Source organism: Microbulbifer mixtoriginis (SeqCode) (assembly GCF_052466865.1).
On the sequence record NZ_CP174293.1, the window covers coordinates 3500586 to 3527014 of the forward strand.

Consider the following 26429-nt stretch of genomic DNA (forward strand, 5'->3'; position numbering starts at 1 on the left):
CATCTATTTCTCAATTATTCACAAACCAAACTTATCGGCGCCGAATCTCCATCTGTATTGGAGTTGATATGCCACCTACCGAATGGTGACGTACAAATTTTGCCTATTTCTTAGCGCTTCTACTCTATAGGCTAATCTGCGAGTACTTAATGGGCTGCCTGTCACGCACCTGACCCCATTCTCTAATCTTTGGGGGTCTAGGATTGCTCCAAACACTAAAACTTCATCCCACCAAAGAACAAAATTTAAGACACCTCATCTATTGACAAAATTTCCTATCTAGCTGATCTTTGGGCCCTCAGACCCCTACTTTTAAAAAAGCAGAAAAACTGATGCCAAACCAAAGCCATATCATGACAAAAAATAAAACCATTAAGACTAAAGGATAAGACAGAAAATTCAAAAAATGCATACGATAAATATCAAGCTTTACAACAAACCAATCCATCCCTTTAATGCTGTAATCTTCTGGCATATCTAATCTAGCCTTAAGATTATCAGCCTTGAAATCATTATTGGAATGGGTTTCATACAACTCTAATATATTCCAATATTCTTGTTGAAACTCTGCATATTTCTCTCCTGGTGGCTGATCCATCAACTTAAAGGGATACAGTCGTAATTTTAAATCACCCAACTTTGATGCACATGCATACATTTTCTCAGAAAGGTTTGGATATTCATTCTTGTCAATTAATAGAGAATATACCAATACAGCTGTAGCAGCAAAAACTTGTATCAGGCCAGTATACTTGCTGGATATATTTTCACCTAAACCAAACGACTGCAATAAAGAAACTAATATCAGCGATAATGAAAGTATAACTACAGTATACGTCGAAAACTTTGCATGCAGCCTTAACCTTCGAGATGCATAAAAACGTGTTTTAGATGTTGCATCGATTTTTTTATATAAGCCCTTGAAGCTGTCAGTGTAATTCAAGCTTCCCCCCTAGAGTACTTTATCTTTTAAAAAGTTTGCCACTGTCTTTTAATCGAGAATACAACTAGAGTCTTGGCTTTCTATATTTAAATATATTTTTAATACACTCTTCGCCATATTTTTCAGATAGCCTATCAATAAAATCACTTTCTATATCTTTTGCAAAACCCAACAACCCCTGCAACCTGCCAACATCCTCCCTATCCAGATGCCCCAAGGTCCAACGATGAACTAATGCTCGAATCTCCCTTTTCCTTGCGCGCCCTAGTGAAAGTTCACCATTATTAGATAAGACAATTCCCGTAACTCTACGCTGACTCTTTTTGGAAAGAGATATTGTTTTCTGGTTATTAAACCTTAAATTAACTAATGAAAACTTCCGAACACTATCCCGAAGAGAAGACTCCACAATGCTAGACATCCCCCTTTCATTTGTAGAGAAAGTCAAATCATCAGCATACCGTGTGTAAACTATATCATTAGCTAAACACCACTTTTTAATTTCTTCATCCAGCGGATAAAGAATCGCATTTGAAAGCAAAGGCGAACTAGGTGCTCCTATACTCAAACACTTTTCATCTAAATGTTTATAATTAATGCAGCTAACTCGCGCGATCCTATCGATATCCTCCTCACCAAATTCATTCCATAAAAAACTTGCAGATAGATATTGCTTCAAATCTTTTTCTTTGATTGATGTAAAAAAATTCTGAAAATCAAACTTCATTAAGTAAGTATTTTTTACATGAGCAAGGGCATTCGATTTTATTTTTGAACCCTTTTTATAAGCAGTTGCAGAGTCATGCACGGGAAACCTAGAAAATTTATTCTCAATCAACCACTGCTGGATGAGCTTGGTTTCTCTAGCAGGCTGTGCTATCAGCCGCTCACCTCCAGACCGCTTAGGAATAGTATATTTCTTGTATGAGTGCGGCGCTCGAATAAAAATGCGATTCAATTGTTGCTCAGACATAAAGAGTTCATTAGCGAGCAATTTTAATAAATTCATATCACTCTTTCCCCGCACTTTTAGCTCGAAGCTTGAGAAAACCTTTCCTATGCCTCTCTTCTTCACTTAAAGCATAGTAAGTACTGCAACTTGCAGTAACGCGCAGCATGTCAACTTTCTTTCCTTTTTTATGCTCATACCGCATTGAATGAAATTTTTCTAATTTTGAACAACAATAGAATGCTGTATCACTGTAGGTATCTTTAATAATCAATTTGAATTTTTGGAGAAGGAATAGCTTCCTCTTTAATTCATCGTCTGCCAGTTGAACCTCAAAATACCTAAGGTAGCGTTTTATCTCACTAAATTTTAGAGCAATGAAAGCCTCTATAAGAGAGCGAATTAATGCCATAATATGTGCGGTATTATCTGCACGAAAACGCTTAGTTTTCTGCATACGACCCAGCTGCTCTTTAGCATCTTGAAGCATATCATTTATTATGTCTCTCCCAACAGAGATGCTCTCCCCTTCCGCTGGAAGAGCCCAAGGATAAGACCGAACACTACCTTCGCTCCTATCTCTTATATGTCTTAGTATCCCCAATTCAATAAAGGAATTCGTACTAAACTCAGCAGATACAAACACCAATAGCCGTTCTTTTAATTCATCTAGTTGGGAAAAGGCTCCCAGCTCTGCAATAGAGCCTGGACTTTCTAAAGCAATTACGACCAAAGAGCAGACCCCTACAAGATCTCGCTCAAAGTCAATTAAGTTTTTATAAATGCCGTCTGACTGCCAGTCAGTTATTTCTTCTGGACGAAATAATTCAAAATCAGGGGTTTCACTAGATAAGGCGTGACGTACAGAAGCGTACAGGGAAGAATTTTCACCGCTAGAAAAGCTTTCAGGAACATAACCACCGCATAATAAAACAATGGGATTATCTGAAAGCTCGAATCTCATACCCTCGAGCGTCAGGCTGCTCAAGAACTCATCCCGAGGGTCCTTCATTTGAACTAAATAAAATCCATTTTATACGGTCATAAGAAAGCTTTTACCTAAGTCGACCGCAGAAAGCATCTGTGGATCGTAATGAGCTTGCGATTGGAGAGCCACAGATGATTTCTGCGGAATAAATCCAAACAATCTCGTTGAGTCCGGCTAAACACCAGACTAAGCCAAAGGCTCTACTCGCGTAAAAGCGAACTCAGTATTTCTCAGAGCAAAGAAGTAGTCAACCCACTCAAAATAAATTCTTCTGAGCTGTTTAGAAAAATAAAAAACCCGCTAAAAAGCGGGTTTCTTGGCCGTTGCTATGCAACGAAATATATGGTCGGAGCGGCCGGATTTGAACCGACGACCACCACACCCCCAGTGTGGTGCGCTACCAGGCTGCGCTACGCTCCGATTTTGAAAAATCGCTCACTTCGCTAAGTGATTGATTTTTAAAGACATCGTGTCTCGATGTGGCGTGAATCATACCTGAGTGCGGCTGGATTGCAAGCCCAGGTTTACAGTTTTTTAGAAATTCTTTCTCCCATCCAGCAGGGCTACCACATCTTTGAGTTCCGCAATTACTTCCGGCAGTACCTGTTGCAGCTGCACCACTTCTGCCCGCTCACTACCGGTCTCTATCTGCTGGCGGGCTCCTCCAATGGTATAGCCCTCTTCATAGAGTAGCGCACGAATCTGGCGCACCATAATAACGTCCTGGTGCTGGTAGTAGCGGCGATTGCCGCGGCGTTTAACGGGCTTCAGCTGTGGGAATTCCTGCTCCCAGTAGCGCAGTACATGGGGCTTCACGGCACACAGCTCGCTCACTTCACCAATAGTGAAATAGCGCTTACCGGGGATTGCAGGTAGCTGAGCATTATTGCTCGGTTCCAGCATGTTCCTCTACTCGTGTCTTGAGTTTTTGCCCTGGTTTGAAGGTGACTACCCTGCGGGCTGAGATGGGGATTTCCTCGCCGGTCTTGGGGTTACGACCGGGGCGCTGGCTTTTGTCTCGCAAGTCGAAATTGCCAAAGCCCGAGAGCTTGACCTGCTCGTTGCTTTCCAGCGCATTGCGGATTTCCTCGAAGAAATACTCGACGATCTCTTTTGCTTCGCGCTTATTAAAGCCCAGCTCCTCGTACAACTTCTCGGCGAGCCCGGCCTTGGTCAGTGCCTCTGTCATTGGATCCTACCAATTGATTCAGAGGCGTCGACTCCAGATCGGAAGCGGCCCAAACCGCGGCGGCTTTCAACCCGGAAGCAGACGCTCTCGGGGTGCAATTCAGTCTGCACACCGAGAGCATCATGCCCTGTTAGCGCAGACTAGCGTTATATTTTTCTTCTAATTTACCGACCACCGCATCTACAGCGGCATTGATTTCTTCGTCATTAAGGGTGCGCGACGAATGCTGAAACGTCAACCCCAAAGCGACACTTTTTCTATTTAAATCAATACCTTTGCCCTGGTAGACGTCAAATATCTTGAGGTCCGTCAAGGTTTCACCGGCGGCCTCGGTGGCAGCTTCCACCAAACTGGCGGCGGGAACATCCGCGTCGATCAGCAGGGCCAGATCGCGGCGCACTTCCGGGAACTTGGACAGCGGGCGGAATGCCGGGGCTTTACCCTGACCGATCGCTTCCAGGCTGAGCTCGAATACGAAGGCCGGCTTGGCCAGATCCAGCTTCTTCTGCAGCTGCGGGTGCAGGGCACCGATAACCCCTACTTCGCGGTCGCCGCGCATAATCTTGGCGGTTTGGCCGGGGTGCAGTGCGGAGTGTTGACCGGCAACAAAGCGGAATTCATCGGCGACACCGGTGCGAGCCAGCAGGGCTTCCACGTCGGCTTTCACGTCGTAGAAATCTACGCTGTCTTTGCTGCCAGTCCAGTTTTCCGCAAAGCGGTTACCGTAGGCGAGACCAGCGATCATCTGCTCCTGGTGCAGCTCCGCGCCAGGTACAAAGCGCAGGCCGGTTTCAAAAAGGCGCACGCGGTTTTGCTGGCGATTGAGATTGTACTGCAAGGCTTTGCACAGGCCCGGTAATAAGGTGGTACGCATCACCGCCAGCTCTGCGCTGATCGGGTTTTGCAGGGCCACTGGGTCAGCTTCCGGGTCAAACAGGGCAGCGCTGTCGCTATCGATAAAGCTGAAAGTGATCGCTTCGTAGTAGCCGCGGCTCAGTAGGGTCTGCTCCAGATTGTCCTGGGCAATGGTGCTCTCCGGGCGCGGGGCGATTTCTAGTTCGGCAGTAAAGCTTTCGCTAGGGATACGGTTGTAGCCGTAAACACGGGCCAGCTCTTCCAGCAGGTCTGCTTCGATGGCGATATCGAAACGGAAGCTGGGGGCAAGGAAGGTCCAGCCTTCGTCATTCTGGTCGATTTTTTCCAGACCCAGGCGGGTAAGAATATCGACGATTTCGTCATCGGCCAGCTTGATACCCAGGCCCAACTCTACCTTGGCACGGCGCAGAGTAATATGGCGCTCGGCGGGCATGGTTTCAGTCAGCTCACGCACGTGTACCGGGCCTGGCTCACCGCCAACGATATCCAGCAACAGCTGGGTGGCACGCTCAACCGCTTTCTCTTGCAGGTGGTAATCCACGCCGCGCTCAAAGCGATGAGAGGAATCGGTGTGCAGGCCGTAGGAGCGGGCTTTACCGGCTATCGCCAGCGGGCTGAAGAAGGCGCTCTCTAGGAAGATATGTTGGGTGCCTTCGGTAACGGAAGAATCCAGGCCGCCCATAATACCGGCCATGGCCAGAGGCTTCTCTTCGTCGGCGATCACCAGGGTGCCTTCCTGTAGCTTCACTTCCTGGCCGTCCAGCAGGGTCAGCTCTTCACCGGCTTCGGCCATACGCACCTTGATACCGCCGGAGAGTTTCTCCAGGTCGAAGGCATGCATGGGTTGGCCCAGTTCCAGCAGAACGTAGTTGGTCACGTCTACTACCGGATCGATACTGCGCAGGCCGCTGCGACGCAGGCGCTCTTGCATCCACAGAGGTGTTACGGCTTTGATATCGATATTGCGAATGACACGACCTACGTAGCGCGGGCAGGCCGCTTCCGCCAGCAGGGATACGGGCAGGCTCTCCTCGATTTGCTGGGGTACCGAGGCAACTTCCGGGCCCTGAACGGCGCAACGATTCAGTACGCCCACTTCGCGAGCGATACCGGCAACACCGAGGCAGTCGGAACGGTTCGGGGTGAGATCTACTTCGATGGTTTCGTCATCGAGCTGCAGGTATTCGCGCAGATCGGTGCCGGTGGGTGCGTCTTCCGGCAGTTCCCAGATACCGTCGTTGTCTTCGCCCAGTTCCAGTTCGGTCTGTGCGCAGAGCATACCGAAGCTCTCTACACCACGGAGCTTGGCTTTTTTGATTTTGAAATCGCCCGGCAATTTGGCGCCTACCAGGGCAAAAGGAATTTTGATTCCGATGCGCGCATTGGGAGCACCGCACACCACTTGCATTTCACCGTCAGGGTGGCCGGCCACTTTACACACGCGTAGTTTGTCCGCATCCGGGTGCTGTTCACAGGCGACAATCTCACCCACAACCACTCCGGAAAAATCACCCGCTACTTTTTCTATGCCATCCACTTCCAGACCGGCCATGGTGATTTGATCGGCCAGTTCCTGCGTGGTGAGTTTCGGGTTTACCCATTCCCGCAACCAGGAGTTGCTGATTTTCATAGTTGATCTCTTTCTGTATTCCGTCAGCGCAACTCTGTGCGCGTTTCGCCCGGGATATTTATTTCGCCACCCGGGCCTCCACAATTCGATTGCTACTGCGAACCGCCTCGGCCATTCGCGCTCTCACTGGGCTAGAACTGTTTCAAGAAGCGCAGATCGTTATCGAAGAACAAGCGCAGATCGTTAACGCCGTAACGCAGCATGGCGAGGCGCTCGATACCAATACCGAAGGCAAAGCCGGAGTATTTTTCACTGTCGATATCACAGGCGGCAAACACGTTCGGGTGCACCATGCCGCAGCCGAGAATTTCCAGCCAGCCGGTGCCGGAACATACGCGGCAACCTTCACCACCACAGGCGGTGCACTGGATATCCGCTTCTGCAGACGGCTCGGTGAATGGGAAATAAGACGGACGGAAACGCACCGGCACTTCCGCTTCGAAGAAGGCGCGCAGGAATTGGTCGATGGTGCCTTTCAGATGCGCAAAGCTGATGTTCTCGCCGATTACCAGGCCTTCTACCTGGTGGAACATGGGCGAGTGGGTCACATCGGAGTCGCAACGGTATACGCGGCCCGGGCAGATAATGCGCAGCGGCGGAGACTTTTTCTCCATGGTGCGGATCTGCACGGAAGAGGTGTGTGTTCTCAGTACGGTGGTGGGGTCCACGTAGAAAGTGTCGTGCATCGCGCGCGCTGGGTGGTGCGCGGGAATATTCAGGGCTTCGAAGTTGTAGTAGTCCTGTTCGACTTCCGGGCCGTTCTCAACTGTAAATCCGATGCCCGCAAAGAAATCTTCTACACGCTTTAAGGTGCGGGTGATGGGGTGAGCATTGCCCTGCTCTTCCCCACGCCCTGGCAGGGTGACATCAATGGTCTCTTCAGCCAGCTTGGCATTGATGGCTGCCTGCTCCAGCATAGTGCGGCGCGCATTAATTTTTTCCTGCACCTGCTGCTTGGCTTCATTGATCTTGGCACCCGCAGCCGGGCGCTCCTCAGCAGACAGCTTGCCCAGGCCTTTCAGCAGTGCCGTCAGCTGGCCCTTTTTGCCCAGGTAATCAACACGCACCTGATCCAGTGCGGCGAGGCCATCGGCCTTCTCCACCAGCTCCATTGCCTGCTCGGTGAGGGACTGCAAATCTTGCATCGAACTGTTCCCGTTTGAATCCAACTTCGATTGAGGCCGATTGGCCCTAGTTTTGTGCTTGTTTTAACCGGTGCATTTGCACCGCGGGGGTTCCCCTGGCACCGCCACCGGTAAAAAATAGCGGAAACCCCATAAAAAAATAGGGAAGGGCCGCTACAGCCCTTCCCTATTTTAAGTATTCAGTTTTACAACTGAAGTGACAACTTACGCTGCCAGGGCTGCCTTAGCTTTTTCAACTACGGCAGCAAAAGCGGCTTTATCGTAAACAGCCAGATCAGCCAGTACACGGCGATCCAGTGCGATTTCCGCTTTCTTAAGACCTGCGATCAGGCGGCTGTAGCTCAGGCCTTCTGCACGGGACTGGGCGTTAATACGGGTAATCCACAGAGCGCGGAAGTTACGCTTCTTAACGCGACGGTCACGGTATGCGTACTGACCAGCTTTAATAACTGCCTGCTTGGCAACGCGGAATACGCGCGAACGCGCACCGTAGTAACCTTTAGCCTGCTTCAGAATCTTCTTGTGACGACGACGCGCCTCTACACCACGTTTTACACGGGCCATAACTCTATCCTCTTAAACCTTTGCGATTTGGGCCAATTACTTGGCGCGCAGCATACGATCGACCAGACCGGCATCAGACTTGTTCATAGTCTGGGTGCCACGCAGCTGACGCTTACGCTTGGTGGTCATCTTGGTGAGGATGTGGCTCTTGTTAGCGTGCTTGTGCTTATAGCCCGCAGCCGTCTTCTTGAAGCGCTTGGCAGCGCCACTGTGAGTCTTTGCTTTCGGCATTTTGTACTCCAAAGTGAATATTCGCCTGCATAACAGGCACCTTTAGTATCTGCCGACAACCTGAGCCATCGGCACTGTGAGAGTGAGGAGGCAGCCGTCGCCCAATCACTTCTCAAAGGAGGTTCCGGGAATCGCTTCCCCAAACCTCACTTTTTCTTTTTGCTGGGAGCGAGAACCATCAGCATCTGGCGACCTTCCATTTTGGGTCGCTGCTCTACAATGGCCAGCTCTTCCAGGTCTTTTTCGATGCGCTGCATCATTTCCATACCCAGCTCCTGGTGAGCCATTTCACGACCACGGAAGCGCAGGGATACTTTGGCCTTGTCACCCGCCTCCAGGAAGCGGATGAGGTTGCGCAGCTTGATCTGGTAGTCACCGATATCGGTGCCCGGGCGGAATTTCATTTCCTTGATCTGCTGCTGCTTCTGCTTCTTCTTGGCGGCATTCTTAGCTTTCTTAGCTTCGAATACGTGCTTGCCGTAGTCCATGATCTTACAGACTATCGGCGTGGAGTCCGGGGCAATTTCAACGAGATCCAAGCTAGCCTGCTGTGCAGCTTCCAGCGCTTCATTCAGGGAGACAATGCCTACCTGTTCGCCATCAGCGCCAATCAGGCGGATTTCTGACGCTTCAATCTGATCGTTTATGCGGGCCTTTTTGGACCGTCCCTTAGTGTCTCGTTTAATAGCTATGGTCTCCCAGTTGCCAAGTTGTTATGCATTATCTTCGGACAAACGGCCGCGGCGACTGACGTCCTGCTCGAGAATCTCAAGGAAAGACTCATAAGTCATGCTTCCCAGATCCTCACCGCTACGGGTGCGCACGGCAACCGTCTGGCTCTCTACTTCCTTATCGCCAATGACCAGCAGATAAGGGACACGCTGGAGCGTGTGCTCGCGGATTTTAAAGCCGATCTTCTCGTTTCTCAAGTCAGCACTGGCGCGGTATTGCAGCGAACCAAGGCGGGCCTCCAAGTCACGACAGTAATCGGCCTGACGATCGGTAATATTCATGATCGCCACCTGCTGTGGTGCCAGCCAGGTGGGGAACGCGCCTTCGTAATGCTCGATCAGGATTCCGATAAAGCGCTCGAAGGAACCCAGGGCTGCACGGTGCAACATCACCGGGGACTGACGCGAACCATCTTCGGCAACATATTGCGCATCCAGACGGCCCGGCATAGAGAAGTCCACCTGAATGGTACCGCACTGCCATACCCGGCCGAGACAGTCTTTCAGGGAGAATTCGATCTTCGGTCCGTAGAAGGCACCTTCACCTGGCAGCTCTTCCCACGGCAGGCCCGCGGCATCCAGCGCATCGGCCAGGGCTTTCTCTGCTTTGTCCCAGCTCTCATCGGAACCTACACGCTTCTCCGGGCGAGTGGAGAGACGGTAAATAACATCATTAAAGCCGAAGTCTTTGTACACGGAGTGCAGCAGATCCATAAAGTCAGAAACCTCTGACTGAATCTGATCTTCGCTACAGAAGATATGGCCATCATCCTGTACGAAGCCGCGCACGCGCATCAGACCGTGCAGGGAACCAGAAGGTTCACTGCGGTGGCAGGAGCCAAACTCCGCCAAACGCAGCGGCAGGTCGCGATAACTGCGCAGACCTTGATTGAACACCTGCACGTGACAGGGGCAGTTCATCGGCTTGATGGCAAACTGGCGCTCTTCACTGGTGAGCGTAAACATGTCATCGGCAAACTTATCCGCATGACCAGACTTCTGCCATAGACTGAAATCCACCAGCTGTGGGGTTTTGATTTCTTTGTAACCAAACTCGCGCTGACGGCGGCGCATGTACTGCTCGACAGCACTGTAAATAGTCCAGCCATTTGGGTGCCAGAACACCATACCGGGTGCCTCTTCCTGGATATGGAAGAGATCGTATTTCTTGGCCAGCTTGCGGTGGTCGCGCTTCTCTGCCTCCTCAATACGACGCAGGTAAGCTTTTAATTCTTTCTTGTTGGCCCAGGCGGTGCCGTAAACACGGGTCAACATCTCGTTGCTGGAATCACCGCGCCAGTAAGCACCAGCCACCTTGGTCAGCTTGAACGCCTTCAGTCTGCCAGTGGAGGGCACGTGGGGGCCGCGACACAGATCTTCGAAATCGCCCTGGCGGTACAAAGAAATATCTTCGTCACTGGGGATGCTGTCGATAATCTCAGCTTTGTACTCTTCACCCATATCGCGGAAGTACTGCACCGCTTCTTTACGGGGCATCAGTCGGCGGCTGACTGTAATATCTTCCTTGGCCAGCACTTCCATACGCTCTTCGATCTTTTCCAGGTCTTCCGGCGTAAATTGGCGCTCGTAAGCAAAGTCATAATAGAAGCCATCTTCGATAACCGGGCCAATAGTGACCTGGGCCGTCGGGTACAGCTGCTTAACGGCTTGTGCCAGTAAGTGTGCAGCGGAGTGGCGAATGACTTCCAGGCCTTCGGGCTGGCGGTCGGTGATAATGGCCAGGTTGACATCGCGATCGATGACATAGCTGGTATCAACCTCTTTGCCGTCGACTACGCCAGCAAGTGCAGCCTTGGCCAAGCCAGGACCGATATCTGCGGCAACGTCATGCACGGAAACCGGAGCGGAAAATTCTCGACGAGAACCATCGGGGAGAGTAACAACGAGCATTGTTTGTCCTTTCTCTCAGTGGCGATCCCTACCAAAGACCGCATGAAACTATCCATGAAGTGGTTCATGGAGCTATTGATTCAGATGGGTAACCATCCTTTTGAAGATGGTAGACCCGAGCGGATTTGAACCGCTGACCTCTGCCATGTCAAGGCAGCGCTCTAACCAACTGAGCTACGGGTCTAGAACTCTGCAGCGGGGGAACCCAGTGCTGCGAAGAGCGCGAACTTTAGCACCGCTTTTCAGTGTTTTCAACAACTTACTGAACTTTTTGCAGAGTTTTTTTTAAGTTGCTCTGGTGGTGAGGGCAGCCGAAAAAGCCGCCCCCAACTAATACTATTCCACCTCCTTCAGGTGAGCGATCTCATCCCGCAGCTTCGCTGCAGATTCAAACTCCAGATTTTTGGCATGCTCATACATCTGGTTCTCCAGCTCAGCAACTCGCGCCCAGCGCTGCTTATCGGACATCGGTTTGTCATCAACCTTATAGGCACCCTTCCCTTCTGCCACCTTACGCTTACTTTTGGGCACACCGGGCGCCACAGCGCCCTCAAGAATATCCGCAACGCTTTTGCGAATCCCCTTCGGTGTAATGCCATGCTCTTTATTGAAAGCAATCTGTTTTTCCCGGCGGCGACGGGTCTCTTCCAGCGCACGCTCCATGGAGCCGGTTACTTTGTCCGCATATAAAATAGCCCGCCCCTCAAGGTTGCGCGCCGCACGCCCAATAGTCTGGATCAGGGAGCGATCAGAGCGCAGGAAACCCTCCTTGTCAGCATCGAAGATAGCCACCAGGGCAACCTCAGGCATATCCAGACCTTCACGCAGCAAGTTAATACCCACCAACACATCAAACTCACCAATACGAAGATCACGGATAATCTCCACCCGCTCAACGGTATCAATATCGGAATGCAGGTAGCGTACCCGCACCCCATTCTCCGCTAAGTATTCAGTCAGATCCTCTGCCATCCGCTTTGTCAGCACGGTAATCAGCACTCGCTGATCCGCTTCAGCGCAGCGGTGAATTTCAGAGAGCGCATCGTCAACCTGGGTCTGAGCCGGACGTATTTCCACTTCCGGATCAACAAGCCCTGTGGGCCGCACCACCTGCTCGACCACCTGCCCCGCGTGATCAGCTTCATAGGGTCCAGGCGTTGCCGAAACAAATACCGTTTGCGGGGCCAGGTGCTCCCACTCCTCAAACTTAAGGGGGCGATTGTCCAGGGCGGAAGGCAGGCGAAAACCATACTCCACCAAAGTTTCTTTGCGCGATCTATCCCCGCGATACATGCCGCCGATTTGTGGCACGGTTACGTGGCTTTCATCGATAAATAGCAGTGCATCGTTTGGCAGGTAGTCGAATAGTGTGGGGGGCGGCTGACCAGCATTGCGGCCGGAGAGGTAGCGGGAATAGTTCTCCACGCCATTGCAGTACCCTAACTCCTGCATCATCTCCAGGTCGTAGCGGGTGCGCTGCTCCAACCTTTGCGCCTCCAATAACTTGTTATTACCGCGCAACTGCTCCAGACGTACTCGCAGCTCATCTTTGATTTCATCAATAGCGCTGACAATGGTCTCACGTGGGGTAACGTAGTGGCTCTTGGGGAAGATGGTAACCCGGGGAACTTTCTTAAACTGCTCACCAGTAAGCGGGTCAAACAGGGTGATCTCTTCAATCTCTTTATCAAACAGAGACAGGCGTACCGCCTCCAAATCGGAGTCGGCCGGGTAGATATCAATAATATCGCCGCGCACACGATAGGTTGCACGGCGGAAGTCAGCGTCATTGCGTGTATACTGCAACTCCGCCAACCTGCGTAAAATTGTGCGCTGATCCACCAGGTCACCGCGATCCAGGTGCAATACCATTTTTAAGTATTTATCGGGATCACCCAGACCGTAAATAGCCGATACCGTGGCAACGACCACAACATCACGCCGCTCTATCAGTGCCTTAGTCGCGGAAAGGCGCATCTGCTCAATGTGCTCATTTACCGATGCATCTTTCTCAATAAAAGTATCCGAAGAGGGAACATAGGCCTCGGGCTGATAGTAGTCATAATAAGAAACAAAGTATTCGACGGCATTCTTGGGGAAAAACTCTTTGAACTCTCCATAGAGCTGAGCTGCCAACGTTTTGTTGTGAGCCATCACTATCGCCGGGCGCTGCAAGCGCTCGATAATATTCGCCATCGTGAAGGTCTTACCTGAGCCGGTAACCCCTAGCAGTGTTTGATGACTCAAGCCGTCATCTATGCCCTCGGATAACTGCTTGATCGCCAGCGGCTGATCCCCGGCCGGCTGATACTTAGATTCCACCTTAAAAGGTCGCGACTCCATACACTTCCCTCAACCACTCATTCGTTCATGCAACAGCGGATTGTAGGCTGTCGTCATGCCACCCTCAAATACAAGAGAATAGCGTCCTACCCCACCCTACCCAGGCCTGAGGCGTTTTGCGCACAGGCCAAATAAATAATTTCCTGACAAATCAATTAGTTAAAGATCAAAAAAGGGGTTGACCTCGCCAGGAGTGCTCTATAATATACGCGCCATCTCAACGGCACAGCCGAAAAGATATTCCGCCTTAGCTCAGTTGGTAGAGCAAATGACTGTTAATCATTGGGTCGCTGGTTCGAGCCCAGCAGGCGGAGCCAAATTTCAAAGCGCAGCTTAATTTGCGCTCTATAAATTAGATTAAATTCCGCCTTAGCTCAGTTGGTAGAGCAAATGACTGTTAATCATTGGGTCGCTGGTTCGAGCCCAGCAGGCGGAGCCAAACAAAAACCCCGCATAGCATGCTATGCGGGGTTTTTTCTTATTCACTTTCTTCATACTTCACCGCACTTCCCTCACCCCATGGGCAGAATGACCCTTGCCTATATTCCACCCTAGGAATTACAAGCCCCCAAAATCAGGAGCTCATGTAACAGCTTACCTGGCAAGCTAGTGCAAGCCACCCTCACTGGTAACAGGAAGACGCTCCACCGTGGCCATTTTTATCTGGGGCTTCACAGTGCGAGACCGGGACCAAACAGCATCGACCAAACCTTGCTTTGAGGTGTAACCACTTACCGCCTCAGACAAAATCTGATGAACCCTTTCACAATGATGCTCTACGCAAGCCTGCCTCAACCCTGCAATCAATCGCTGCAAGACCCCAGACTCCAAAAACTCTTCTTCCGCACGCATTATCATTGAGTGATCAGTGCCCAATACATTGTCACCGAGTAGCAGCTCTTCATAGAGCTTTTCCCCAGGACGCAAACCTGTCACTTGAATCTCAATATCCCCATCAGGATTTTTATCATCCTTCACAGAGTGCCCCATAACCCTAATTAGCCGCTCAGCAAGGTCATATATAAGGACTGGTTCCCCCATATCCAGAACGAATACATCGCCATTGCGCCCCATATTGCCTGCCTGCAATACAAGCTGAGCCGCCTCAGGAATGGTCATAAAGTAACGTGTCACTTTTGGATGGGTTACAGTGACAGGACCGCCCGCATTAATCTGATCCGTAAACAGGGGTATCACCGAACCCGAAGACCCCAACACATTACCAAAGCGCACCATGCAAACCCGCATTTGAGTAGAGCGACGCCCATAATCCTGGCACACCAACTCCGCGAAACGCTTGGTAGCCCCCATTACGTTCGTAGGGCGTACAGCCTTATCGGTGGAGATCAGCACAAACTGCTCCACCTTAGAGCCCTCCGTAGCCTCCAGAACCGACAACGTGCCCAGCACATTATTGTCCGCCCCCAGAACAACATTTTGCTCAACCAGGGGAACATGCTTATAAGCAGCGGCATGATAAATGGTATTAACCGAGAAACCCTTGATGATATCCGCCATCCGGACTCTATCCCGAACATCGCCAAGCAGCGCGGTCACCCGAAGTTGATACCCCTCATCCTGCTGCTGCTGACGAAGCTCGCGCTCCATTTGATAAAGCGCATACTCTGAAGATTCCACCAGCACCAAATGAGCCGGGCCCCACTGGGCAATCTGCCTGCAAAGCTCCGATCCAATAGAGCCGCCAGCGCCCGTCACCAGCACTACTTTGCCGCTAATGGAACCAGCTATCAAAGCCTTCTCAGGCTCCACCGGGGCCCTGCCCAATACATTCTCATAGGTTTGGGACATATCTTCGGTACGGCCTGCTGCATCAACCAGCTCCTCTACGCCAGGAATAGCTTTGACTACCAACCCCTGATCACGGAGCCCTCTCGCTATTTCTCGGCGCCGGCGCTTTGGAACACCAGGCATCGCCAGCAATACTTCAGCAATATCATGCTCAGCGACCACATCAAGTATGCTTGAAGGGGAGTAGACCATAACACCATCTATCAGGGTCTTTTGCTTTGAGGTGTTATCATCAAAAAAGGCAACCGGCTTGTAGACCTCACCGTGAAGCAGGGCCTTGTAAACTTGCAGGCCAGCAGTACCAGCCCCATAAATTGCCACTCGCGTTTTATGAATTTCCAACGCCATTTGATAGTAAATTCGGACGAGCCACCGAGACCCCCCTACTGCTATCAACGCGAAACACCAGTAAATTACGGGAACCGAGCGAGGGACACCTGCGGTCGTCAAATAAGAGGCAACCGCAAGCAGAATTGAGGATGCGGTAACTCCCTGGAGCACAGCAATAACCGCTTTCTGCCCCATATAGCGGATAACTGTGCGGTAAAGGCCAAGCTTTAAAAATATTAAACTGCTAGAGCAGATCGTAATAATTAAGCAACCCAGCATTGGGAGTGTTACGGCTTCAGCTAATCCATTCAATCGAATTGCCATCGCCATAAAAAAGGCAGCACTCAGCATTGCCAAGTCAAACAGCAACATCAAAACCGGCTTCCTAGCCCTCTCCAGCTTTCGCCAAATTCCCATCACAGGATTACCCCATACATAAAAATCAACCAATCCGTGGCGCCAATTAAAAGCGACCGTTGAAATCAAGTTGCCGCGAAAGCAGAAAAAGTGAACGCCAGGACAGAGGCTGCGATCATCAGAATCAGCTGCAGGTAAAGCGCTTTTGCCACCCCGATACGAATAGCCAAGCGCTGATAAAAATGTTCTCGATGCGCCTCCCACCAACGCTGCCCGCTAGCCATTCGCCGCAACAATGTAATGCTGGCATCCACCCAAAAAGGGCTAAAAACAATGATTGGAAACCATAACTCAAAGGCCCCTTTCTGCCATCCAAATAAGCTTAAGGTAAACGCCGCCAAGCCAATGCACGTCGACCCTGCATCTCCCAAGAAAATTTGCGCAGGAGGCCAGTTAAAGCGCAAGAAAATTAATGCGCACACAACGAATAAGACACACACCCCTGCCAACTCCCAGTCTTCCACCAAGAGGAATGCCAGACAAAGAGATGAGAAGCCAATCACGGTCATACTGCCAGCAAATCCATCTATACCATCCATAAAGTTGTATAGATTGATCATCCAGGCCCCGCCCAACACAAAAAGGGGAAGCCACCACCACTCCAGCCCTACAGGGAGCGCAAGGACAACCATCAAAGCAGCAATCAACTGGAAAGCCAAACGTACCTTCGCCGCCACATGCCTAATATCATCCATGGCAGATACGGCAAGGAGCAACACAAAAGACATATAAACAGGTAACGGGAGGGAAGCAGGCCCTACAGCTATGCCCAGTCCGCAGCCCGCCAACAGTGCCCATCCGCCTGTGCGCGGAATTGGAGCGCTGTGCATTGAACGGTGATTAGGAACATCTAAAGCCAAATTTCGCATGCGCAACAGCAAGACAAGCGTCACGCCATAACTCAGAGCCCCTCCAACTAGCAAGGGAAGCCACCAAGCTGACATCGGATCCACTAAACCTCTCTCCTCAATACTCTACGATTGGCGTGAGATAGCGCCAACACTAAAAATTCAAATAAGTGCTGACGCCAAATTCACAGCAGAGGGGGTGATAGAACCCTCTCTCTAACCCGATTAAGAAAATAGGTAGACATAGACCCCTTACCCACTCAGCAAAGAAGACCTTAATCCACCGCTAGTCAGAAGCAGCTACAACCGAATGCGCTTACGATTCTTATCCAGGGTGGCCGCCCCAATCCCTTTGACATTTAGAAGCTGATCCAAGGATGTAAAGGGTCCATATTGTTCCCGATACTCGATAATCAACTGCGCCTTAGCCTCACCAACTCCAAGAAGCTTGCCAGCAAGCTCCTCAGCAGATGCACTGTTTACATTGACCTCAAAGGCAACTTGCTGCTCACTCTCAGCCCCATCGGCAAATACTACTGATGAGGAAAGAAATGAAAGTGCAATAGCTAACAGCAAAGAAAGTAATGAATGAGTTTTAATCATGTTCGACTCCCAGTGAAAGTGTTCTAGTTTCACATTGGGACAGCTCTACCTCCCCAAGCCGGGACATGATACCAACAGGTCAAACAACACTTTGCCCAAGGGCTATTACACTACATCACACCCGGTCTAGGCAAACAAACCTTAATTTCCTGCAATTTCAGTCAATATATCTTGAAGGGCGACCATGGGGTTCTTTGCTGCAGTAATAGGTCGACCTATCACCAAGAGGTCAGCACCTTGATCCAGCGCCTCAGAAGGGGTGAGAGTCCGTCGCTGATCGCCGGCATCACTGCCCGCAGGACGAATTCCCGGAGTCACCAGCTCAAAGTCGGGGCCGCAAGCCGCTTTTAACGCTTCAGCCTCACGGGCAGAGCAGACCACGCCATCGAGACCACAAGACTGTGCTTGTGTTGCCAGATTTAGCACCTGCTCCTGAAGCGGTTTAGCAACCCCAGTGGCAGCCAGCTCTTCCGGGGTGGTACTGGTCAATACAGTAACTCCAATCAACAATGGCTTGCGAGCACCAAATTCACTCAGAGCATCTACAGCCGCCCTCATCATGCGCTCTCCACCACTAGCATGCACATTCACCATCCAGACCCCCATGCGCGCAGCCGCCTTAACCGCCGCAGCGACAGTGTTGGGAATATCATGAAATTTCAGGTCTAGAAACACCTCAAACCCACGGTCCACAAGGGCACGAACCAGATCGGGCCCAGCAATAGTGAAAAGCTCCTTGCCAACTTTTACCCGACAAAGCAACGGGTCTAACTGGTCAGCCATGGAGAGCGCGGCATCAGCGCTGTCATAGTCAAGAGCAACAATAACTGGGGAGGAGACTTGAGACTGCAAAGAAATACCTCTTAAGGATTAGGTTATACGGTGGCCGAGGGAGCTGATCACTCACCCTCGATCCCTTTGACTGACCGGACAGAATCCCAGTGCTTACAACTGGGGCACAACCAATGCAACTGGTTACCAGAAAAACCACAGTTGCTACACCGGTAGTGTGGGCGACTAGCGATCAACTGATCGATAAGCGCTTTTAGTAGGGAGAGATTTTCCCTCGATCTACCCTGCGCAGTACCTATATATAAGTCCAGAAAGCGGCCAAGCCCTCGCAAAGAAGGACGCAGAGCAAGCTGCTTTCCCATAAAAGCTGCAGCGGCAGCTTCGCTATCCTGCTCCTGAATCCTGCTAGTCAGGGCAATCAGCACACTATTTGAAGGATGCTCCTTGAGAAGCGACTCAAGATAGCGGTCCAACCCCTTCCCATCATTAAGTTCCACGTAGCAGGTGACTAACAGCTCTAGAATCTCTGGGATATAGTCTGGACTTTGCTTGGGGATCCGCTGCAATACTTTAATGGCATCTCGCTGCTTGCCGAGCAAATATTCGAGTCGTGCCCACAACAGGCAAGCCCTGACCGAACTTCGATCATACCCTAAAGCCGCGTCAAGATGCTTTCGCGCACTCAAGTAGTCTTTGCCGGTAATAGCCTCCTCAGCCAACTCACAGCAAAAGTGTGCCTGCACAGGAGCCCAGTCCGCTGACAGCCGCTTAAAGCGGCGGCCATGCAGTAGATTTACTGCATGAATAGCCTTAGCCCACTCTCTCTCATCCCTATAAACTTCTATCAAGTGCTCGAGGCTGGTTGCACGCAGCTCCTGTGAAGTCTCAACCAGCTCTTGTAATAGTCGCTCGGCTCTATCCAACCAACCAGCAGCAATATAGTCGCAAGCCAGCTCAAATTGGGCCTTGTGCTGGCTCTGCCTTGATAGACTAGGGCGCGCCAGCAGGTTCTGATGCACTCTAATAGCCTGGTCGTACTCCCCTCGCCTACGCAAGAGGTTCCCCAAGGCCAGGTGTGTGTCGAAAGTGACCGGGCTTACCTCAAGAGAATCAATGAACTTCTCAATAGTGTCATCGGGATGCTCGCTGAGCAAATAGTTGAGTCCCTGAGCATAGGAGCGGGCGAGGGATTGCTCCTGCTCACTAAAGTCAGGTTTTTTCCTGGTACTGCCTCGACCCAGCACCCAACCGATTGCAACGGCAGCCAGTAAAAAGAAGAAATAGGCTAAGTCCAGCAAGTCAGTCTCCGGTAGCCTTATGATGAACAGCCTGGAGTTCGCGCTCCATCTTTTTCAGCTGCTTGTTAAGACCTCGCACGCGGCGACGCTGGGAAAAAATTGGCAAAAGGCTGGCGAGAAATCCGAGCAGGACACCCAGCAGCAACATGCAGATAAGCCAAACACCAACGCTGCCTGACTGCAATGAGTAGCCTGCAATAACCGGGGAGATTACCTGGGAGTTTTCCACCGCGAAATAGATTCCGAGAGCAACGCATACCAGGGCCAGAAGGCCGAAAATAAAGTGCATCAGCCAGCGCAGAAATGACAAGGGAACCTCCACGTTCCACTAAAGGGTGACTCTAATAGCCAATAGAATTTTCTGGCGAACGGTACTGCCACTCGAGGAGCCCTGCCCCTCTGATCCCGCAAGCCCTAAGATGCAATCATACTTCGATCCCAACCACATCATGCATACTGCGATTGACTCTGTCGCGCAACTCTTTCCCCGGTTTGAAATGGGGCACATACTTACCCGCTAACGCCACAGCATCCCCCGTCTTGGGGTTACGCCCAGTGCGCGGCGCTCGGTAGTGTAGGGAAAAACTACCAAAACCACGTATCTCAATACGCTCACCCTGCGACAGGGAGTCAGACATAGTATCCAACATCACCTTCACCGCCAGCTCTACATCCTTAACTGGCAGCTGATCCAACCTCAACGCAATCCTTTCGATCAGTTCGGACTTGGTCATGCGCTCCGCAACCTTTGTAAGTCATTGATTTTCTGGAGTAGAGCGCCAATCATCTAATAGAAAGCCGGACTGGGCAACCCCAGTCCGGCTTTCGGGTCACTCCAAGCACTGAACTTGGAGCAATGAACACTTAAAGACTATTAATCTTTGCTGCTCATCTGCGCCTTAATCAGGTCACCAATAGTAGCGGGCTGAACCTGCTCAGACTGCTTCTTGCTGTGATCCTTGATGGCTTGCTTTTCGTCGTCCTGATCTTTGGCTTTGATAGACAGGCTGATCACGCGGTTCTTGCGATCCACACTGGTGATCTTAGCCTCTACCTCTTCACCTTCTTTCAGAACGTTGCGAGCGTCTTCAACCTTGTCGCGGCTGATTTCAGAAGCGCGCAGCACGCCTTCTACTTCGTCCGCCAGGGTGATTACCGCTTGCTTAGCGTCCACTTCCTTCACAACACCATTGACGATGCTGCCGCGATCGCTAGTGGATACGTAGTCGGAGAACGGATCGGACTCCAGCTGCTTGATACCCAGGGAGATACGCTCGCGCTCGGAATCGATGCCCAGGATAACAGTCTCGATTTCGTCGCCTTTCTTGAACTTGCGAACAGCTTCTTCGCCAGCTTCGTTCCAGGAAATATCGGACAGGTGAACCAGACCGTCGATGCTGCCGTCGAGACCGATGAAGATACCGAAGTCAGTGATGGACTTGATCTTACCGGAGATCTTATCGCCCTTAGCGAATTTACGCGCGAAGGCATCCCACGGATTTTCCTGGCACTGCTTGATACCCAGGGAGATACGACGACGCTCTTCGTCGATATCCAGGATCATCACCTCTACCTCGTCGCCAACCTGGACAACTTTGGACGGGTGGATGTTCTTGTTGGTCCAATCCATTTCGGAAACGTGTACCAGACCCTCGACACCTTCTTCCAGCTCGGCGAAGCAGCCGTAGTCGGTCAGGTTGGTTACAACCGCCTTCACGCGGCTGTTCTCTGGGTAACGCTGCTTGATGGATACCCAAGGATCTTCGCCCAGTTGCTTCAGGCCCAGGGATACACGGCTGCGCTCGCGGTCGAACTTCAGTACTTTTACTTCGATCTCGTCGCCAACGTTCACGATCTCGCTTGGATGCTTGATGCGCTTCCAAGCCATATCGGTGATGTGCAGCAGGCCGTCGATACCGCCCAGATCTACGAAAGCACCGTAGTCGGTCAGATTCTTAACGATACCCTTAATGCTCATGCCTTCTTGCAGGCTTTCCAGCAGCGCTTCACGCTCTTCAGAGGTTGCAGCTTCCATCACAGCGCGACGGGAAACCACTACGTTGTTACGCTTGGCATCCAGCTTGATAACCTTGAACTCGAGTTCTTTACCTTCCAGGTGCGCGGTGTCGCGAACCGGGCGAACATCAACCAGAGAGCCGGGCAGGAATGCGCGGATATTGGCAACGTCGACAGTAAAGCCACCCTTAACCTTGCCGCTGATAACGCCTTTAACCACTTCGTCAGCTGCGTGAGCTGCGTCGAGGATTTTCCAGGCTTCAGCGCGCTTGGCTTTTTCACGGGACAGACGGGTTTCACCGAAACCGTCTTCTACAGCTTCCAGGGCAACCTGTACTTCGTCGCCCACCTGCAGCTCAACTTCGCCTTTATCGTTGGCGAACTGGGCAGCAGGGATAACGCCTTCAGACTTCAGGCCCGCGTGAACGGTTACCCAGTCTTTATCTACGTCAATTACAACACCAGTAACAATAGCGCCCGGTGCCATTTCAACGCTTTTCAGGCTCTCTTCAAATAGATCAGCAAAGCTCTCGCTCATTACATTACCTATAGTGCTGGGTCCAGCCGTTGGTAACTGTTGAGTTTAGTCAACCGCCAGCCAAGACCCCAACCGCGATGCCAGAACGCGGGTCGGATTACAACAACGGCCGGGCAATTCTGGCAAAACCCGGCCGTTATCGTTAAAAACTATCTGCTGCTGACTTCTGTGGTTCAGGGCGCAATTCGCTTCTGCACCAGTGCCAGCACTTCGTTGAGAACCTCTTCAATCGTCACCCCAGTACTATCGAGCTCTACCGCATCTTTCGCAGGAGCCAGGGGTGAGGCTTTTCGGTTCATATCCTGTGCATCACGGGCACGGATGTCCTCCAGCAGGTCGCGGAGGCTAACAGAAACCCCCTTCTCCCGCAACTGAGCCTCGCGCCTTCTGGCGCGCTCTTCTGCACTGGCGGTCAAATAGACTTTGACTGGAGCATCGGGAAATACGGTCGTGCCCATATCGCGGCCATCAGCAACCAATCCAGGCTGTAGTCGAAAATCACGCTGGCGCTGCAACAATGCGGCGCGTACCCCAGGAATGGCAGCGACAGTAGAGGCCGCCATACTCACCCGCTCCATACGAATTTCATGGCTGACTTCGCGCCCCTCCAGCAGGACCTGCAGACAACCATCACTGATCAGAAAGCGAACATCCAGATCTCTGGCAACCTGGGTCAGCGAATCCTCATCGGCCAGATCCACCTCTTTTTCCAGGGCCGCCAAAGCTGCAGCCCGATAGAGAGCACCAGAATCCAAAAGAACAAAGCCCAGCCTATCCGCCAGCAACTTTGCGATAGTCCCCTTACCAGAACCACTGGGGCCATCAATTGTGACGACCGGTGGCAGCTTGTTCGTTTCATTCATATTTTTGTACAACTCAACTTCATTGTAAGCCGCGCAAACCGGCCCCTCCTTAACTCATGCCTTAGGTCATGCCAACTGCAGATTTAGACCTGCACCGACGGCCAGCTCGGCAAAATTTGGAAAGGAGGTCGCCACATTAGCGCAGTGGAGGATGCGAATTGTATCCTTTGCGCGCAACGATGCCACCGCAAAAGCCATCGCAATACGATGATCCCCCAAACTATCCACAGTGCCGCCTGAAAATACAGCATCTTCAATAGAACCATCGATTACAATTCCATCCGCGGTAGGCTCCGCGCTCACCCCCAAGGCAGAAAGGCCGTTAGCCATCGCCTGAATACGATCACTCTCCTTCACACGCAACTCTTCGGCGCCGGTCAATACCGTCTGCCCCTGGGCACAAGCGGCAGCAATAAAAAGTGCGGGAAATTCATCGATAGCCAGTGGCACCTGATCCTCTGGAATGGCAATCCCCTTTAAAGGTGCATAGCGAACCCAAATATCCGCAACCGGCTCCCCCCCTACAGTACGCTTATTTAAAAGCTCAATATCGCCACCCATGGCTCGCAGGATATTAATAATCCCGTCGCGGGTGGGATTGATGCCCACATGCTCCAGCATCACATCGGCTCCCGGGGAAATAGCCGCAGCCACCATAAAGAAAGCCGCAGAGGAAATATCCGCCGGCACATCAATACGGCAAGCCTTAAGCCCCCCGCTACCACGCAAGGTCGCACAGGCGCCATTTCGCTCTACCGCATAACCAAAGCCCTGCAGCATACGCTCGGTATGATCTCGAGTGGGGGCCGGCTCTTCGGTACTGGTCTTACCTTCTGCATAAAGGCCTGCAAGTAGTACCGCAGACTTCACCTGGGCACTTGCCATTGGCAACCGGTAATTGATCCCTGACAGAGGCTTGCCGCCTTTGATCAATAACGGCGGACGCCCCTCAGGGCCAGTCTCAATAGCCGCGCCCATCTCTCGCAATGGGTTGGCAACTCGATTCATAGGGCGCTTAGAGAGGGACTCATCGCCGGTCAGGGTAACGTCGAAGCCTTGCCCCGCCAGCAAACCAGCAAGCAGGCGCATGGAGGTTCCGGAATTGCCCAGATATAGGGGGCCGGGCGGTGCCTGCAAGCCATGAAGTCCCACCCCGTGTATTGTCACTCGGCCCTTGTCCGGCCCCTCAATCACCACCCCCATATCACGGAAAGCCTGCAGAGTAGCGAGGGCATCTTCCCCCTCGAGGAATCCCTCCACCTCTGTCACACCTTCAGCCAGGGAGCCCAGCATAATTGAACGGTGAGACATGGATTTATCTCCAGGAACACGGAGTTTGCCACTCACTGTGCCACCCGGCTGGGCAATAAAAGTTACTTCCTTAGCTTGCATAGGTTCTGAATACGCTTGTTTTGCCAACATTTTTGTAAAGTGATCCCGCGCCGCTTTAGCGCGGGTAAAAACCCCCATCAGCGCCGAGCTATCACCGGAGGCAATGGCACTGCGCAGGGAGGAGAGGTTGAGACTGTAGAGGTCGATCGCCTGTAAAATGGCATCCCGGTTGGCCAACATAATGTCCCGCCACATCACCGGATCGCTGGAGGCAATACGGGTAAAATCGCGAAAACCTCCAGCAGCATAGCGAAAGATATTTTCATTCTCGGCGTCGTGGGCCAAAGTATCCACTAGGCTGAAGGCGATTACATGGGGTAGATGACTGGTTGCAGCCAGCACCTCATCATGCTCTTCTACCGACATTGTCAGCACCTCAGATCCTGCAGCCCGCCAAGCCTGAACCACCAAGCGCAGGCGATCGACATCGGTATCAGGAGCTGGAGTGAGGATGACACGGTGATCGCGATAAAGGTCATCTCGTGCGGCACTAACCCCGCTCTTCTCAGAGCCAGCAATCGGGTGCCCCAGCACCAGGAAGTTCGGCAACCTGCCCCAGACCTTTTCCGCCGAGCGTTGCACACTTCCCTTAACACTGGCAGCATCGGTAACCGTTACACCTTCGGGCAGATTGTCCTTCAACTGCGCAAACACCGACTCCACCGCCAAGGTTGGCACAGCGATAAAAACCAGGTCTCCCTCCTCCAACAAGTCGAGCGCTTCCGGCAGACTGGTATAGGCACGATCGACCACGCCCAGCTTCTTTGCCTCTTCACAGACTTCCTCTTGGAGTGCGACACCGATCACCTCACGGCAGGCACCCGCCGCCTTTAGGGACAATGCGAAGCTACCACCAATAAGGCCGACACCAACCACCAATAAGCGACCTATATGAGACTTCTCCATCACAGAACACCGCGCGGGTAGGACCCGAGCACTTTCAGGTCCGAGGCACAGGCGCCAACCTCTTTGAGTGCCTCTGCAATATCATCTGTATTCCGGTGCCCCTTGAAATCTACGAAAAATACATAGGTCCAATTTCCAGACTGGGATGGGCGGGTTTCCACCCTGGTGAGATCGATTCCATAACGGCGAAATGGCTCTAGCAAATCGTGCAGCGCACCCGGCTCATTGCGCATAGAAACCATCAGGGAGGTTTTGTCATCGCCGCTGGCGGGCACCCGCTGGGTACCAATGATCAAGAAGCGCGTAGAGTTATCCGGACGGTCCTCGATTTTCTCTGAGAGCACTTTGAGACCATATAATTCGGCAGCCATATCGCCAGCGATTGCTGCAGCGTTCCACTCCCCTTTAACACGCCTGGCCGCATCCGCATTACTGGAAACTGCCACCCGCTCCACGTTGGGGTAATGTGCATCCAGCCATTTTCGGCACTGGGCCAGACTCTGGGCATGGGAGTAAATCCGCGTGATCGATTCAGGGCGGGTCACGTCAGAAATCATTAGATGATGGTGAATTCGCAGCTCCACCTCACCACAGATACTGAGATTGGAGTTCATAAAGTTGTCCAGGGTATGATTAATCACACCCTCGGTGGAATTTTCCACGGGCACTACACCGTAATTTACAGCGCCGGCTTCCACCTCGCGAAAGACCTCATCAATGGCCGCCAGCGGACGACTCTGCGCAGAATTGCCAAAATGCTTCAGGGCCGCCTGCTGGGTAAAGGTACCTTCTGGCCCGAGATAAGCCACTTTGACCGGCTCCTCCAAAGCAAGGCAGGCAGACATAATCTCACGAAACAGCCTTGCCATTTCTTCATCCGTCAGGGGGCCGTCATTGCGCTCCATGGCGCGACGCAGTACCTGCGCCTCACGCTCAGGACGATAGTAGAGCGCATCCTCACCTGTCGCTTTCTTTACTTCAGCCACTTCCAGTGCACAACTGGCTCGCTCGCTGATTAATCGCGCGATCTCTGAATCAATACTATCAATACGATTGCGCAGCTCCAGCAGGCGCTGGTCGCCTCCCACGGTTTCCTCTGTCATCCGCTTTCTACTTT

The 26429-nt window shown here is 51.8% G+C and carries 23 protein-coding genes and 4 tRNA genes; 2 read left to right on the plus strand and 25 right to left on the minus strand.

Annotated elements, in window-relative coordinates; genetic code table 11:
• Positions 1-298: 298 nt before the first annotated feature.
• From ACJJJA_RS15775 to uvrB, 14 genes are all read right to left on the minus strand, one after another.
• Positions 299-943 (minus strand): SLATT domain-containing protein, encoded by a 645-nt coding sequence (locus tag ACJJJA_RS15775; RefSeq protein ID WP_444902720.1) that lies wholly within the window; start codon positions 941-943, stop codon positions 299-301.
• Between the two features lie 64 nt (positions 944-1007).
• Positions 1008-1952: a retron St85 family RNA-directed DNA polymerase gene (locus tag ACJJJA_RS15780; protein WP_444902721.1), complete on the minus strand. Its 945-nt coding sequence runs from the start codon at positions 1950-1952 to the stop codon at positions 1008-1010.
• Position 1953: 1 nt separating this feature from the next.
• The gene (locus tag ACJJJA_RS15785) at positions 1954-2880 is read right to left on the minus strand and encodes a retron St85 family effector protein (RefSeq protein WP_444902722.1); all 927 of its coding nucleotides are present in this window, start codon (positions 2878-2880) and stop codon (positions 1954-1956) included.
• A gap of 343 nt (positions 2881-3223) precedes the next feature.
• A tRNA-Pro gene (locus ACJJJA_RS15790) sits at positions 3224-3300 on the minus strand.
• A 114-nt stretch (positions 3301-3414) separates the two neighbouring features.
• Entirely contained in the window at positions 3415-3783 is a 369-nt protein-coding gene (locus tag ACJJJA_RS15795) for a MerR family transcriptional regulator (protein WP_152452791.1), read from the minus strand.
• Positions 3764-4069 carry an integration host factor subunit alpha gene (gene ihfA / locus ACJJJA_RS15800; RefSeq protein WP_108733837.1) on the minus strand — a complete coding sequence of 102 codons (306 nt, stop codon included), beginning with the start codon at positions 4067-4069 and terminating at the stop codon, positions 3764-3766. Before ihfA ends, ACJJJA_RS15795 begins: the two co-directional genes overlap by 20 nt.
• 130 nt (positions 4070-4199) lie before the next feature.
• Positions 4200-6575, minus strand: coding sequence for a phenylalanine--tRNA ligase subunit beta (gene pheT / locus ACJJJA_RS15805; protein WP_444902723.1), 2376 nt, complete (start codon positions 6573-6575; stop codon positions 4200-4202).
• Between the two features lie 131 nt (positions 6576-6706).
• Positions 6707-7720 (minus strand): phenylalanine--tRNA ligase subunit alpha, encoded by a 1014-nt coding sequence (pheS, locus tag ACJJJA_RS15810; RefSeq protein ID WP_252082361.1) that lies wholly within the window; start codon positions 7718-7720, stop codon positions 6707-6709.
• A gap of 204 nt (positions 7721-7924) precedes the next feature.
• Positions 7925-8284 carry a 50S ribosomal protein L20 gene (gene rplT / locus ACJJJA_RS15815; protein ID WP_252082363.1) on the minus strand — a complete coding sequence of 120 codons (360 nt, stop codon included), beginning with the start codon at positions 8282-8284 and terminating at the stop codon, positions 7925-7927.
• Between the two features lie 36 nt (positions 8285-8320).
• Positions 8321-8515, minus strand: a complete 195-nt coding sequence (rpmI, locus tag ACJJJA_RS15820) for a 50S ribosomal protein L35 (protein WP_020413351.1) — start codon at positions 8513-8515, stop codon at positions 8321-8323.
• Between the two features lie 146 nt (positions 8516-8661).
• Positions 8662-9207 carry a translation initiation factor IF-3 gene (gene infC / locus ACJJJA_RS15825; protein WP_435583647.1) on the minus strand — a complete coding sequence of 182 codons (546 nt, stop codon included), beginning with the start codon at positions 9205-9207 and terminating at the stop codon, positions 8662-8664.
• 21 nt (positions 9208-9228) lie between these two features.
• Positions 9229-11157: a threonine--tRNA ligase gene (thrS, locus tag ACJJJA_RS15830; protein ID WP_444902724.1), complete on the minus strand. Its 1929-nt coding sequence runs from the start codon at positions 11155-11157 to the stop codon at positions 9229-9231.
• 107 nt (positions 11158-11264) lie between these two features.
• A tRNA-Val gene (locus ACJJJA_RS15835) sits at positions 11265-11341 on the minus strand.
• A gap of 152 nt (positions 11342-11493) precedes the next feature.
• Positions 11494-13500, minus strand: a complete 2007-nt coding sequence (uvrB, locus tag ACJJJA_RS15840) for an excinuclease ABC subunit UvrB (protein ID WP_444902725.1) — start codon at positions 13498-13500, stop codon at positions 11494-11496.
• 241 nt (positions 13501-13741) lie between these two features.
• Here uvrB and ACJJJA_RS15845 point away from each other — a divergent pair.
• Both ACJJJA_RS15845 and ACJJJA_RS15850 read left to right on the plus strand, forming a co-directional pair.
• A tRNA-Asn gene (locus tag ACJJJA_RS15845) sits at positions 13742-13817 on the plus strand.
• Positions 13818-13863: 46 nt separating this feature from the next.
• Positions 13864-13939: transfer RNA gene (locus ACJJJA_RS15850), tRNA-Asn, on the plus strand.
• 167 nt (positions 13940-14106) lie between these two features.
• Here the strand turns inward: ACJJJA_RS15850 and ACJJJA_RS15855 are convergent.
• The 11 genes from ACJJJA_RS15855 to pheA all read right to left on the minus strand — a co-directional run bounded on the left by ACJJJA_RS15855 (position 14107) and on the right by pheA (position 26415).
• Positions 14107-16056: a polysaccharide biosynthesis protein gene (locus ACJJJA_RS15855; RefSeq protein WP_444900300.1), complete on the minus strand. Its 1950-nt coding sequence runs from the start codon at positions 16054-16056 to the stop codon at positions 14107-14109.
• Between the two features lie 65 nt (positions 16057-16121).
• Positions 16122-17000, minus strand: coding sequence for an MraY family glycosyltransferase (locus ACJJJA_RS15860; protein WP_444905255.1), 879 nt, complete (start codon positions 16998-17000; stop codon positions 16122-16124).
• Between the two features lie 204 nt (positions 17001-17204).
• Positions 17205-17507, minus strand: coding sequence for a ComEA family DNA-binding protein (locus ACJJJA_RS15865; protein ID WP_444902726.1), 303 nt, complete (start codon positions 17505-17507; stop codon positions 17205-17207).
• 141 nt (positions 17508-17648) lie between these two features.
• Positions 17649-18359, minus strand: coding sequence for an orotidine-5'-phosphate decarboxylase (gene pyrF, locus ACJJJA_RS15870; protein ID WP_252082369.1), 711 nt, complete (start codon positions 18357-18359; stop codon positions 17649-17651).
• A gap of 47 nt (positions 18360-18406) precedes the next feature.
• The gene (lapB, locus tag ACJJJA_RS15875; RefSeq protein WP_444886744.1) at positions 18407-19597 is read right to left on the minus strand and encodes a lipopolysaccharide assembly protein LapB; all 1191 of its coding nucleotides are present in this window, start codon (positions 19595-19597) and stop codon (positions 18407-18409) included.
• A gap of 1 nt (position 19598) precedes the next feature.
• The gene (locus ACJJJA_RS15880; RefSeq protein ID WP_252082373.1) at positions 19599-19907 is read right to left on the minus strand and encodes a lipopolysaccharide assembly protein LapA domain-containing protein; all 309 of its coding nucleotides are present in this window, start codon (positions 19905-19907) and stop codon (positions 19599-19601) included.
• Positions 19908-20022: 115 nt separating this feature from the next.
• On the minus strand, positions 20023-20331 hold the full coding sequence (ihfB, locus tag ACJJJA_RS15885) for an integration host factor subunit beta (protein ID WP_252082375.1): 309 nt from the start codon (positions 20329-20331) through the stop codon (positions 20023-20025).
• A 140-nt stretch (positions 20332-20471) separates the two neighbouring features.
• Positions 20472-22151: a 30S ribosomal protein S1 gene (gene rpsA, locus ACJJJA_RS15890; protein WP_444902727.1), complete on the minus strand. Its 1680-nt coding sequence runs from the start codon at positions 22149-22151 to the stop codon at positions 20472-20474.
• Positions 22152-22324: 173 nt separating this feature from the next.
• Positions 22325-23014 (minus strand): (d)CMP kinase, encoded by a 690-nt coding sequence (gene cmk, locus ACJJJA_RS15895; RefSeq protein WP_444884295.1) that lies wholly within the window; start codon positions 23012-23014, stop codon positions 22325-22327.
• Positions 23015-23080: 66 nt separating this feature from the next.
• Positions 23081-25312, minus strand: coding sequence for a bifunctional prephenate dehydrogenase/3-phosphoshikimate 1-carboxyvinyltransferase (locus ACJJJA_RS15900; protein WP_444902728.1), 2232 nt, complete (start codon positions 25310-25312; stop codon positions 23081-23083).
• Complete coding sequence (gene pheA / locus ACJJJA_RS15905; protein WP_252082383.1) at positions 25312-26415, minus strand: prephenate dehydratase; 1104 nt, start codon at positions 26413-26415, stop codon at positions 25312-25314. Before pheA ends, ACJJJA_RS15900 begins: the two co-directional genes overlap by 1 nt.
• Positions 26416-26429: the final 14 nt, after the last annotated feature.